Here is a 13,402-nt window from a genome sequence, read left to right as displayed (position 1 = left end):
TACGGTGGTGTGAGAGGACGGAGGCCGTGAGGCCTCCTCCTACTCGATTGTCTGTGAGTAAGTGGCTAGACTAAGTCAGTTCATGACGAATGGATTAGCCGTGTGGCCAGCTTTGCGGCATCACAAACCAGAATTGACCAGACTTGGTTTGCCCATGAACGAAGCGATCACCAAATTCGGCGATGGGTTCACCGCTGAAATCATCCGTCCCTGCTGCCCATTGCTCTTTGGTGAGTGGATACAGTGGTTCACTGATTAAATGAGCCTGATCTTGATAGCACCAAAAGCCGTTTACTTGGCTTGAATTAATGTCATAGCCCAAGCATTTTGTCGGTATGTTTTGCTCTAAGAAAGGGTTGGTATATAGACGACCTTGCATCAGTAAGTGTTTTGAGTCGACATCGATTTCTGGATATTGCTCAACAAAGGCGGCAGAAGAGGACATTTCGAGTTGGTGGCTGAGCATCCTGTCGAGTTTCTTATCCAATTGGTCGTGAGAGTTGGGTCCAAACCATGTTTGTTCGTGGAGCAGATAAAACTTAATCGCCACTTCCCAATGTTCCAGCTTTTGGCTGCTCTCCTCTTTAAGAATAAAGTCGATTGCACCGAGAGTTCTGCCTTCCACATTGATCTGAATCTCGTCGTGCTTTATCGAGTAATTCGGTGAGGCAGCGATCACTTGCTCGCATAGATATTGGTAGAGGAAACCTAATCTAGGATTACCCTCATAAGTATGTGATGAGTCGATGGCATGGTTGCTAGAGAATGCACTGAGATCCGAAACCGGTGGCTTGATTTCTAGTAATGGCGGTGAGTCGATGACCCATTGGTAAAAACGTTGCAGTGCTGTCATCTCTTCCTCATAAACTCATCGTGGGGCTTTCGACATTCTACCCGTAAATTGATATAACGACGTTATTATAAAGGTAAGCTGGAAAGAAAAATGATTAACTTACAATTAGAAAAGCTACTTAACGAAAAACTGCAGCCACAGCAGATTAAAGATTACTGTCCTAATGGTCTTCAAGTTGAAGGCGCGACAGAAGTGAAGCGAATCGTTACTGGTGTAACAGCTTCTCAAGCCTTGATTGATAAAGCGGTAGAACTGAACGCAGACGCTTTGTTAGTCCATCACGGCTTTTTCTGGAAAGGCGAGTCAGAAGCGATTCGTGGCATGAAGGGCAAGCGTATTCGTACCCTAATTAAAAATGACATCAACCTTTTAGGTTATCACTTGCCGCTTGATATCCACCCTGAACTTGGCAACAACGCAAAATTGGCAGAGTTACTTGAGATAGAAGTTGAAGGCGGCTTGGAAGGGCACCCACAATCGGTTGCTATGTTTGGTAAATTAAAAGCGCCAATGACAGGTACTGAATTTGCAGCAAAAATCGATCAAGTGCTAAATCGCAAACCACTGCATATCGCTCCAGAAAATCAAGACAAAATGATAACGACCGTCGGTTGGTGTACTGGTGGTGGTCAAGACTACATTGAGCTAGCGGCTTCTCAAGGCATTGATGCTTTTATTTCTGGTGAAATTTCTGAGCGCACAACTTACTCGGCCCGCGAGCAAGACATCCATTATTTTGCTGCAGGTCACCATGCGACAGAACGCTACGGCGTGAAGGCACTAGGTGAGTGGTTAGCAAAAGAGCACTGCTTGGATGTTGAGTTTATCGATATCGATAACCCAGTTTAAGAGCAGATGCGAGATAAGGAGTACGAGTCGAGTGTATGCGTCGTTCTCTAGAATTGAGCAGGTAACCTGTATAGTTTATCTGCTCGCTTAAGGAGATCCCCAACTCATTCGTCCCTCGTTCTTGGGGATGACGATATTATTTTATTCGTTCACTTCGCATTCTTGAGGATGACGGGGTTGAGAGCGTACAAAAGAAAAGGGGTTGATGTTCTCACATCAACCCCTTTTAACATTATGATTTATAGCAACTATTCACGTTCGTGAAGTGCTTTAAAGTCACGTTGTTCTTCACCAGTATATAGCTGACGAGGACGACCGATACGGTTCGTCGGATCGCTGTGCATTTCGTTCCAGTGAGCAATCCAACCGATGGTACGAGACATCGCGAAGATTACTGTAAACATAGATACTGGAATACCGATTGCTTTCAGAATGATACCTGAGTAGAAATCTACGTTCGGGTATAGCTTCTTAGAAACAAAGTACTCATCAGAAAGAGCGATACGCTCAAGTTCCATCGCTACGTCTAGTAGTGGATCTTGGATGTTTAGCTCTTTAAGCACTTCGTGACACGCTTCGCGCATTACTGTTGCACGTGGGTCGTAGTTCTTGTAAACACGGTGACCGAAGCCCATCAAACGGAATGGGTCATCTTTGTCTTTTGCTTTCGCAACGTATTCTTCAATGTTATCTACGCTACCGATCTCTTCAAGCATGCGCAGACAAGCTTCGTTTGCACCGCCGTGAGCTGGGCCCCAAAGTGATGCGATACCTGCTGCGATACACGCAAACGGGTTAGCACCAGATGAACCAGCAAGACGCACTGTAGACGTAGAAGCGTTCTGTTCGTGGTCAGCATGTAGAGTGAAAATCTTATCCATTGCACGAGCAACGATAGGGTTCACTTCATACTCTTCACATGGGTTTGCAAACATCATGTGTAAGAAGTTTTCTGCGTAGCCTAGGTCGTTACGTGGGTAGATAAACGGCTGACCGATTGAATATTTGTAACACATTGCAGCCAGTGTTGGCATTTTTGAAATCAGGCGGTATGCCGCAATTTCACGGTGTGTATCGTTGTTGACATCAAGTGAGTCGTGGTAGAACGCCGCTAGAGCGCCTACAACACCACACATTACAGCCATAGGGTGAGCGTCACGACGGAAGCCGTGGAAGAAACTAGCGATTTGCTCGTGCACCATAGTGTGACGTGTCACGGTAGTCTTGAACTTTTCGTACTCAGCTCGAGATGGGGCTTCACCGTAAAGAAGTATGTAACATACTTCTAAGTAATCAGCGTTATTGGCAAGTTGGTCGATTGGATAACCACGATGTAAAAGAATGCCTTTTCCACCGTCAATAAAAGTGATTTGAGACTCACAGGATGCAGTGGCAAGAAAACCAGGGTCAAAAGTGAAAAAACCATTAGAACCTAGTGTACGAACATCGATCACTGGAGTACCAAGTACACCTTCTGTAATCGGCAGCTCGATTGGCGCTTGACCTTCAATGTGAAGGGTAGCTTTCTTATCCGCCATAACAATCTCCTTTGTTTATTATTTAATCCGTCCAGGATGTTTATGTGCCATTTTTTTACTGGTCTTACGTGGGAAAGTCAATTTTTCTGAAGCTTTGTGTGCACTTGTTAGTGTTTTTTACATTAAATTCGTTAAAAATCTGGTCTGTGTAGCATTATTTGTTACATCAATTGTATTAGAATGTTGCCAGTCGTATAGTGACGCTGAAAAGTTTGGTTAAAACCTTATAAATGCAAGGCTAAGAAGAAATGTGAGGTGTCTTTCTTAATCGAGCAGTTAACAATTATTTTACAATTATCTAAGGCTCAACTTCAGTTATTTGTTAAGTTAATGTTAAATTTTGAAGGTTTACAATCAAATTTTGTCCATAACAATATCATAAGGTTATTTAATGACCATAATGCTCAATGGAGCTGAGTGAGCAAGCCCGTGAAAGAAAGAAAGACAAGACCTGTTAATTTAGATTTACAGACCATCCACTTTCCAATCACAGCAATAGCTTCCATCCTACACCGTGTGTCTGGGGTGATAACTTTTGTCGCGATTGGAATTTTGCTTTGGTTACTATCCATTTCCCTCTCATCCCCAGTAGGCTTTGCCGAAGCTAGCGACATTGTCGATGGTTTCTTCGTGAAGTTTATTCTGTGGGGCATTTTAACCGCTTTGGCTTACCACATTGCTGGTGGTATTCGTCACCTTCTTATGGACCTTGGTCACTTTGAAGAGCTGGAATCTGGCGCGAAGAGCGCTAAGGTTGCATTCGCAGCAACAGCGGTATTGTCTCTACTAGCGGGGATCTTAGTATGGTAAACAACGTTTCTACTTTTGGTCGTAATGGTGTCCACGATTATCTATTGATTCGTGCTACTGCCATCATTATGACGCTTTACACTATCTACCTAGTTAGCTTTTGTGCTTTCTCTGGTGATATCTCTTACGCATCTTGGACGCAATTCTTTGGTGGAACCTTCACTAAAGTCTTCACCATGTTAGCGCTTACTTCTGTTTTGGTTCACGCGTGGATCGGCCTATGGCAAGTACTAACTGACTACATCAAATGCGCAAAACTGCGTGTTGGTCTTCAAGTCGGTGTTGTTGCAGTTCTTCTTGGATATTTCTTCTCTGGTCTGTTTATTTTGTGGGGTGCGTAAGTGACTATTCCTGTTCGTGAGTTTGATGCCGTAGTGATCGGCGCTGGTGGTGCAGGTATGCGTGCCGCACTGCAAATTTCTGAGCAAGGCCTTTCTTGTGCATTGCTTTCTAAAGTTTTCCCTACTCGTTCTCATACGGTTTCAGCGCAAGGCGGCATCACTGTTGCTCTTGGTAACGCGCATGAAGACCATTGGGAACAACATATGTATGACACAGTAAAAGGTTCTGATTACATCGGTGACCAAGACGCTATCGAATACATGTGTAAAAACGGTCCTGAGTCGGTAATCGAACTCGAAAAAATGGGCCTGCCTTTCTCTCGTTTTGAGAACGGTACTATTTACCAGCGTCCTTTCGGTGGTCAATCTAAAAACTTTGGTGGTGAGCAAGCGGCTCGTACCGCAGCTGCAGCCGACCGTACTGGTCACGCACTGCTTCATACGCTTTACCAACAAAACATTAAACACAAAACGACGGTTTTCTCTGAGTGGTATGCACTGGATCTTGTTAAAAACGAAGATGGTGCAATTTTAGGTACTACCGCGCTTTGTATGGAAACGGGCGAGGTTTGCTACTTCAAAGCGAAGGCAACAATCCTTGCGACTGGTGGTGCTGGTCGTATCTACGCATCAACAACCAATGCACACATTAACACTGGTGACGGTGTTGGTATGGCGATTCGTGCTGGCGTTCCTATGCAAGACATCGAAATGTGGCAGTTCCACCCGACGGGTATCGCTGGTGCAGGTGTATTGGTAACGGAAGGTTGTCGTGGTGAAGGTGGTTACCTTCTCAATAAAGACGGCGAACGCTTCATGGAACGTTACGCACCAAACGCTAAAGACTTAGCGGGTCGTGATGTTGTTGCTCGTTCAATGATGGTTGAAATTCGTGAAGGTCGCGGTTGCGATGGCCCTTGGGGTCCACACATCAAGCTTAAGCTTGATCATCTAGGTAAAGAGACGCTTGAATCTCGTCTTCCTGGTGTATGTGAACTTTCTCGTACCTTTGCTCACGTTGATCCAGTGAAAGAGCCAATCCCAGTAATCCCTACATGTCACTACATGATGGGTGGTGTTCCAACACAAGTTTCTGGTCAAGCTATTAAGCAAACCGAAGACGGCAACGATGTTGAAATCCAAGGTCTCTTTGCTTGTGGTGAAATCGCATCAGTATCAGTACATGGTGCCAACCGTCTAGGTGGTAACTCACTGCTTGATTTAGTGGTATTTGGTCGTGCGACAGGTCTACACCTAGGTGAGACACTGAAGAAGCAAGACGAAGCGAAACCTGCAACTGAAGCTGACATTGAGCGTTCACTAGAGCGTTACAACCGTTGGGAAAACAGCACAGACGGCGAAGATCCAGCGCAAATCCGTAAAGATCTTCAGCAATGTATGCAGAACAACTTCTCAGTATTCCGTGAAGGCAAAGCAATGGCTGAAGGCCTAGAAGAGCTAAAAGCGATTCGCGAGCGTCTGAAAAATGCACACCTATCTGATAAGTCTACAGAGTTCAACACTCAACGTATCGAGTGTCTAGAGCTTGAAAACTTGATGGAAACGGCATTCGCAACGGCTGTTGCTGCAAATTTCCGTACAGAGAGCCGTGGCGCACACGCTCGATTCGATTTCCCTGACCGTGATGATGAGCAATGGCTATGCCACTCACTTTACAACCCAGAGTCAGAGAGCATGACTAAGCGTGGTGTAAACATGGAACCTATCCATCGTGAAGCGTTCCCACCAAAAGCACGTACGTACTAAGGAGATATGACCATGAAACTGAATTTCTCTTTATATCGTTACAATCCAGATGTCGACCAGAAACCTTATATGAAGGAATACACTCTAGAAGTGGATGAAGGTTCAGACATGATGCTTTTGGATGCGCTTATTCTGTTGAAAGAGCAAGATCCAACAATCTCATTCCGTCGCTCATGCCGTGAAGGTGTATGTGGCTCGGATGGTTTGAACATGAACGGTAAAAATGGCCTAGCGTGTATCACGCCATTGTCTGCGCTTTCGGGCCAAGACAAGATTGTGATTCGCCCACTGCCTGGCTTACCCGTTGTTCGTGACCTGATTGTAGACATGACTCAGTTCTACGATAACTACGAAAAAGTGAAGCCATTCTTAGTGTCTGATGGCAATGTGCCACCGGCTCGTGAAAACTTACAAAGCCCTGATGAGCGTGCTCATTTAGATGGATTGTACGAATGTATCATGTGTGCATGTTGTACAACGTCATGCCCATCATTCTGGTGGAACCCTGACAAATTCATCGGACCAGCAGGCCTGCTTGCAGCGTACCGTTGGCTAATTGATAGCCGAGATACAGCGACAGACGAACGTTTGTCCGATCTTGATGATGCATTTAGCGTTTTTCGTTGCCATGGCATCATGAATTGTGTAAGTGTTTGTCCTAAGGGATTAAATCCGACGAAAGCGATTGGTCACATCAAGACCATGCTAGTGAATCGTTCGGTTTAAGTTATATAAAAATTGCCGCCCTAGAAGTTTTGGGGCGGCCTTTTAATAGCTCGGCATAGACCGCAGCAAACGTGAAAACTACTGGTTAAGGGAAAATATGCACAACGGCGTGATGAAGGCATGGCTCGAGTCTTCACACTTGGCTGGCGCCAATGCAACGTACGTAGAAGAACTCTATGAACTGTATCTAAGTGACCCAGATTCGGTAAGTGACGAATGGAGAAGTGTTTTTGAAGAACTGCCTGTGCAAGCTTCAGAGACAGTGGAACAACCACACTCTCGTGTTCGTGAATACTTCCGTCGACTCGCTCAAGAAACAAAGCATTACAGTGTCCAAGTTAGTGATCCAGATGTCGATGCGAAACAAGTAAAGGTTCTGCAACTTATTAATGCCTATCGATTCCGAGGGCATCAAGCAGCAAATCTAGACCCCCTAGGTTTATGGAAAAGAGCGACAGTTGATGAACTGGACCCTTCTTTCCACACTCTTACCGAAGATGACCTCAATGAGACGTTCAACGTCGGCTCTTACGCCATTGGCCAAGAGACGATGGTGCTTAAAGATCTCTACAAATCTCTAAAGCAAACGTATTGTGGCTCTATTGGTGCTGAATACATGCACATGACAAATACAGAGCAAAAGCGTTGGATCCAACAACGTTTAGAGTCTGTATCTGGTCAACCCTCTTTCAACAAAGAAGAAAAGCAAGCTTTCCTAGAAGAGCTAACTGCTGCTGAAGGTCTTGAGCGCTATCTTGGTGCGAAATTCCCAGGCGCAAAACGCTTCTCGTTGGAAGGTGGTGATGCTCTTATCCCAATGACGAAAGAAATTATTCGTCATGCTGGCGGACAAGGCATGCGTGAAGTTGTTGTTGGTATGGCTCACCGTGGTCGTCTAAACATGTTGGTCAACGTGCTTGGTAAAAAGCCACAAGACCTGTTTGACGAGTTTGCGGGCAAGCACGATGACACGTGGGGTACTGGTGATGTGAAATACCACCAAGGCTTCTCTGCGGACTTCGCAACGCCAGGCGGCAACGTTCACTTAGCACTAGCATTTAACCCATCTCACTTAGAAATCGTAAACCCGGTAGTTATCGGTTCAGTACGTGCACGTCAAGATCGCCTTGGTGATAATGATGGTAGCCGTGTACTTCCAATTACTATCCACGGTGACTCAGCTATCGCTGGTCAGGGTGTAGTACAAGAGACTTTTAACATGTCTCAAGCTCGTGGTTTCTGTGTAGGTGGTACGGTTCGTATCGTTGTAAACAACCAAGTTGGTTTTACAACGTCTAACCCTCGCGATACACGCTCTACGATGTACTGTACCGATATCGCGAAGATGGTTCAGGCTCCGATTTTCCACGTTAACTCTGATGATCCGGAAGCGGTTGCGTTTGTTGCGCGTCTTGCATTGGATTACCGTAATACGTTTAAGCGTGATGTTGTTATTGATTTGGTTTGTTACCGTCGCCACGGTCACAATGAAGCCGATGAGCCGAATGCAACACAGCCTTTGATGTACCAAAAAATCAAGAAGCACCCAACACCACGTAAGCTTTACGCTGACGTGCTAATGGAGCGCGGTGAGTTTGGTATTGATACAGCAACTCAGCTAGTTAACGAATATCGTGATGCACTTGATCACGGTGAAGTTGTGGTTAAAGAGTGGCGTCCAATGGCACTTCACTCAGTAGACTGGTCTCCTTACCTAGGTCACGACTGGAACATCGAGTGGGATAACAAGATTGATATCGAGCGCCTGAAAGAGCTTGGTACCAAACTTTGTCAATACCCGGACAGCCACAAGCTGCAAAGCCGAGTAAATAAACTGTACAACGATCGTACTGCCATGGTGAATGGTGAGAAACAAGTCGATTGGGGTATGGCTGAAACTCTGGCATACGCAACACTTGTTGACGACGGTAAGCGTATTCGTATCTCAGGCCAAGATTCAGGTCGTGGTACGTTCTTCCACCGTCACTCAGTACTGCACAATCAATCAGATGCAAGCACGTATGTTCCTCTTGCGAACATTCATGATAAACAAGGGCCATTCCAAGTGTTTGACTCTGTGTTATCTGAAGAAGCGGTACTCGCATTTGAGTATGGTTACGCGACAGCAGAGCCAAGCGGTCTAACCCTTTGGGAAGCTCAATTTGGTGACTTCGCAAACGGTGCACAAGTTGTTATCGACCAATTCATTTCATCAGGTGAGCAAAAGTGGGCACGTCTATGTGGTCTAACTATGCTGCTTCCTCACGGTTATGAAGGCCAAGGCCCGGAGCACTCTTCTGCACGTCTTGAGCGTTACCTTCAGTTATGTGCTGAACAAAACATGCAGGTTGTTGTTCCTTCAACACCAGCTCAGGTTTACCACATGATTCGCCGTCAGGTTGTTCGACCAATGCGTCGTCCACTGATTGTAATGTCACCTAAGTCATTGCTTCGTCACCCTCTGTGTACTTCTTCTCTTGAAGATTTGGCAGAAGGCACGTTCCAACCAGCTATCGCAGAAATTGATGACCTGGCGCCTGAGAACGTAAAACGCGTCGTGTTCTGTTCAGGTAAGGTTTACTTTGACCTGCTTGACCAAAGACGTAAGAACGAGCAAGACGATGTCGCTATTGTACGTATTGAGCAACTTTACCCGTTCCCTTATGAGGATGTGAGAGCTGCCATCGCACAATACACAAATGTAGTCGATTACGTTTGGTGTCAAGAAGAGCCACAAAACCAAGGTGCTTGGTACAGTAGCCAACATAATTTCCGAGCTGCTATCCCAGTAGGTGCTGATATTCAATACGCAGGTCGTCCTGCATCAGCATCACCAGCTGTTGGCTATATGTCAGTACACTTGAAACAACAAAAAGCGTTAGTTGACGACGCTTTGACCCTACTTAAGAACTAGAAGTAAAAGGAAAATACGCACATGACAATTGAAATTCTGGTTCCAGATTTACCTGAATCTGTGGCTGATGCAACAGTTGCTACTTGGCACAAAAAACCGGGCGAAGCGGTTGCACGTGATGAAGTCATTGTAGATATCGAAACAGATAAAGTAGTTCTAGAAGTACCGGCTCCTGAAGCGGGTGTTCTGGAAGCTATCATCGAAGAAGAGGGTGCTACGGTACTTTCTAAGCAGCTTCTGGCTAAAATCAAGCCGGGTGCTGTCGCTGGTGAACCAACGAAAGACACCACTGAAGATACAGAAGCATCTCCTGATAAGCGCCATAAAGCTGCGCTAACAGAAGAGAACAACGACGCGCTAAGCCCAGCTGTTCGTCGCCTGCTTGCTGAGCACAACCTACAACCAGCTGACGTTAAAGGCACTGGTGTTGGTGGTCGTATTACTCGTGAAGACATCGACGCACACCTAGCAGCAGCGAAAGCGGCTCCGGCAGCAGCATCTGCACCAGCAGTTGAAGCGCCAGCAGCGGCTCGCAGCCAAAAACGCGTGCCTATGACTCGCCTACGTAAGACAGTTGCAAACCGTCTTCTAGAAGCGAAAAACAGCACAGCAATGCTGACTACTTTCAACGAAGTGAACATGAAGCCAATCATGGACCTTCGTAAGCAGTACAAAGACCAATTCGAGAAGCGTCACGACACGCGTCTTGGCTTCATGTCTTTCTACGTGAAAGCAGTAACAGAAGCGCTAAAACGTTTCCCAGAAGTGAACGCTTCTATTGATGGTACAGATATCGTTTACCACAACTACTTCGACATCAGCATGGCGGTATCTACGCCACGTGGTCTAGTGACTCCAGTACTCAAAGACTGTGACACACTAGGTTTCGCTGATATCGAAAAAGGCATCAAAGAGCTAGCAATCAAAGGTCGTGACGGCAAGCTAACGGTTGATGAACTGATGGGCGGCAACTTCACTATCACAAACGGTGGTGTATTTGGTTCTCTAATGTCTACGCCAATCATCAACCCGCCTCAAGCGGCAATTTTGGGTATGCACAAAATCCAAGACCGTCCAATGGCTGTTGATGGCAAGGTAGAGATTCTACCAATGATGTACCTAGCGCTTTCTTACGACCACCGTCTAATCGATGGCCGTGAATCAGTTGGCTTCCTAGTGACCATCAAAGAGCTTCTAGAAGATCCTGCACGTCTGCTATTAGACGTTTAGTATCGCTAAAACGTCTAGTTAACCCCGTTAGCTAGACGTAAAAAGTTTCAAAGGCTAGGCTGCTCAACGTCTGGCCTTCAATTGAACTGTAAAGCCATTAGAAAATGGACAGCAGTTGTTTTGAGAAGACCCTACAGACGTAACACAGGAAACTGTGTCGTTATGGAAATAATAATCCCTTAAGGGAAAATAAACGGAATATCAAAATGAATTTGCATGAATACCAAGCCAAACAGCTGTTTGCAGAATTCGGTTTGCCTGTACCAGAAGGTTTCGCATGTGATACTGCACAAGAAGCTTTCGAAGCTGCAGGTCGTATCAGTACAGCCAAGAAAGTCGTTAAGTGTCAAGTACACGCTGGTGGCCGCGGTAAAGCGGGCGGCGTAGAGCTACATGACACCAAAGAAGGCGTTAAAGAGTTTGCACAAAAGTGGCTAGGTAAAAACCTAGTGACTTACCAAACAGACGCTAATGGTCAGCCTGTAACTAAGATCCTAGTTGAAGAAGCATCAAACATTGCTAACGAACTTTACCTAGGTGCTGTTGTTGACCGCGCAACGCGTAAAATTGTATTCATGGCGTCAACTGAAGGCGGTGTGGACATTGAGAAAATCGCTGAAGAAACTCCAGAGTTGATTCACCAATCAGCGATCGATCCTCTAGTAGGCCCTCAAGCTTACCAAGGCCGTGAACTGGCGTTCAAACTTGGTCTAGTTGGCGATCAAATCAAACAGTTCGTTAAGATCTTCATGGGTCTTGGCCAAATGTTCTCTCAGTACGACCTAGCTCTACTAGAAATCAACCCGCTTGTAATTACTGGCGAAGGCAACCTGCTTTGTCTAGACGGCAAGATCAACATCGACTCAAACGCGATGTACCGTCAGCCTAAACTTCGTGAAATGCACGATCCATCTCAAGAAGATGAGCGCGAAGCACACGCAGCACAGTGGGAACTGAACTACGTAGCACTAGATGGCAACGTTGGCTGTATGGTTAACGGTGCAGGCCTTGCGATGGGTACGATGGATATCGTAAACCTACACGGCGGCAAGCCAGCAAACTTCCTTGATGTAGGCGGCGGCGCGACTAAAGAGCGTGTAGCTGAAGCATTCAAGATCATCCTTTCTGATGACAATGTTAAAGCAGTACTCGTAAACATTTTCGGTGGCATCGTTCGTTGTGACATGATCGCTGAAGGTATTATCGGTGCAGTTAAAGAAGTCGGCGTAACAGTTCCTGTAGTTGTTCGTCTAGAAGGTACAAACGCAGACCTAGGTCGCGAAGTACTTGCTAATTCTGATGTTGATATCATTGCAGCTGAATCTCTAACAGATGCTGCTCAGAAAGTTGTTGCTGCTGCGGAGGCTAAATAATGTCTGTATTAATTAACAAAGACACTAAAGTAATCTGTCAGGGTTTCACTGGCGGTCAAGGTACATTCCACTCAGACCAAGCTATCGCATACGGTACGCAAATGGTTGGTGGTGTTTCACCTGGTAAAGGTGGTCAAACTCACCTAGGCCTTCCAGTATTCAACACAGTACGTGAAGCGGTAGAAGTAACTGGCGCAACAGCAACAGTTATCTACGTACCAGCTCCTTTCTGTAAAGATGCAATCCTAGAAGCGATTGATGCAGGTATCGAACTGATCGTAACGATCACTGAAGGTATCCCTACAACAGATATGATCGACGTTAAAGTGAAGCTAGAAGAAACTGGCGTTCGCATGATCGGTCCTAACTGTCCAGGTCTTATCACTCCAGACGAGTGTAAGATTGGTATCATGCCTGGTCACATCCACAAGAAGGGTAAAGTAGGCATCGTATCTCGCAGCGGTACTCTGACGTACGAAGCAGTTAAGCAAACAACAGATGAAGGCTTTGGTCAGTCTACATGTGTTGGTATCGGTGGTGACCCTATCCCAGGTTCAAACTTCATTGATATCCTAAAACTTTTCCAAGAAGACCCAGAAACTGAAGCAATCGTAATGATTGGTGAAATCGGTGGTACTGCGGAAGAAGAAGCGGCTGAGTTCATCAAAGCAAACGTAACTAAGCCAGTTGTATCTTACATCGCTGGTGTTACTGCTCCTCCGGGCAAGCGTATGGGCCACGCAGGCGCAATCATCTCTGGCGGTAAAGGTACTGCTGAAGATAAATTCGCAGCACTAGAAGCAGCAGGCGTTAAGACTGTTAAGTCTCTTGCTGACATCGGTAAAGGCCTACGTGAAATCACGGGTTGGTAATCAGCTGGCTTTTATCGATTGAGATAGAAGTTAATTGAAACGATATTAAAAAGGCTTGGTCACTGACCAAGCCTTTTTTTATGGTGCGCCGAGCATGGCGTTGATCTAGGAGGTGAAAGTCCTCTACGG

11 protein-coding genes are annotated in these 13,402 nt (G+C 45.8%); 9 read left to right on the top strand and 2 right to left on the bottom strand.

The annotated features are described in order from the left end of the window. Positions 1-94 precede the first annotated feature (94 nt). Positions 95-853, bottom strand: a complete 759-nt coding sequence (locus AB6E30_RS21880) for a DUF1853 family protein (RefSeq protein ID WP_372105237.1) — start codon at positions 851-853, stop codon at positions 95-97. 90 nt (positions 854-943) lie between these two features. On the opposite strand from AB6E30_RS21880, the gene AB6E30_RS21875 reads away from it, so the two are divergent. Further along, positions 944-1,702, top strand: coding sequence for a Nif3-like dinuclear metal center hexameric protein (locus AB6E30_RS21875; protein WP_372105235.1), 759 nt, complete (start codon positions 944-946; stop codon positions 1,700-1,702). A 248-nt stretch (positions 1,703-1,950) separates the two neighbouring features. Here the strand turns inward: AB6E30_RS21875 and AB6E30_RS21870 are convergent, their stop codons facing one another. Continuing rightward, a complete protein-coding gene (locus AB6E30_RS21870; RefSeq protein ID WP_017061949.1) occupies positions 1,951-3,240 on the bottom strand; it encodes a citrate synthase in 1,290 nt (429 codons plus the stop codon). 417 nt (positions 3,241-3,657) lie between these two features. Between AB6E30_RS21870 and sdhC the strand changes: the two genes are divergently transcribed. The 8 genes from sdhC (at position 3,658) to sucD (ending at position 13,273) form a co-directional block, all read left to right on the top strand. Then, the gene (sdhC, locus tag AB6E30_RS21865; protein WP_017061948.1) at positions 3,658-4,050 is read left to right on the top strand and encodes a succinate dehydrogenase cytochrome b556 subunit; all 393 of its coding nucleotides are present in this window, start codon (positions 3,658-3,660) and stop codon (positions 4,048-4,050) included. Beyond that, entirely contained in the window at positions 4,044-4,391 is a 348-nt protein-coding gene (sdhD, locus tag AB6E30_RS21860; RefSeq protein ID WP_010436768.1) for a succinate dehydrogenase, hydrophobic membrane anchor protein, read from the top strand. The genes sdhC and sdhD overlap by 7 nt, the downstream gene beginning before the upstream one ends. Then, entirely contained in the window at positions 4,392-6,158 is a 1,767-nt protein-coding gene (sdhA, locus tag AB6E30_RS21855) for a succinate dehydrogenase flavoprotein subunit (RefSeq protein ID WP_017061947.1), read from the top strand. 12 nt (positions 6,159-6,170) lie between these two features. Next, complete coding sequence (locus tag AB6E30_RS21850) at positions 6,171-6,884, top strand: succinate dehydrogenase iron-sulfur subunit (protein ID WP_010436773.1); 714 nt, start codon at positions 6,171-6,173, stop codon at positions 6,882-6,884. A gap of 97 nt (positions 6,885-6,981) precedes the next feature. Then, positions 6,982-9,798, top strand: coding sequence for a 2-oxoglutarate dehydrogenase E1 component (gene sucA / locus AB6E30_RS21845; RefSeq protein ID WP_017061946.1), 2,817 nt, complete (start codon positions 6,982-6,984; stop codon positions 9,796-9,798). A 21-nt stretch (positions 9,799-9,819) separates the two neighbouring features. Beyond that, positions 9,820-11,028 carry a 2-oxoglutarate dehydrogenase complex dihydrolipoyllysine-residue succinyltransferase gene (odhB, locus tag AB6E30_RS21840; protein WP_017056410.1) on the top strand — a complete coding sequence of 403 codons (1,209 nt, stop codon included), beginning with the start codon at positions 9,820-9,822 and terminating at the stop codon, positions 11,026-11,028. A gap of 206 nt (positions 11,029-11,234) precedes the next feature. Then, positions 11,235-12,401, top strand: a complete 1,167-nt coding sequence (gene sucC / locus AB6E30_RS21835) for an ADP-forming succinate--CoA ligase subunit beta (RefSeq protein ID WP_010436793.1) — start codon at positions 11,235-11,237, stop codon at positions 12,399-12,401. Further along, positions 12,401-13,273, top strand: coding sequence for a succinate--CoA ligase subunit alpha (sucD, locus tag AB6E30_RS21830; protein ID WP_004734209.1), 873 nt, complete (start codon positions 12,401-12,403; stop codon positions 13,271-13,273). Before sucC ends, sucD begins: the two co-directional genes overlap by 1 nt. Positions 13,274-13,402 lie beyond the last annotated feature (129 nt).

This window comes from Vibrio sp. 10N.247.311.12, assembly GCF_041467515.1.
Lineage (GTDB): Bacteria > Pseudomonadota > Gammaproteobacteria > Enterobacterales > Vibrionaceae > Vibrio > Vibrio crassostreae_C.
Note: the sequence above shows the minus strand (reverse complement) of the source record. Positions and strands in the feature narration are given on the sequence as shown.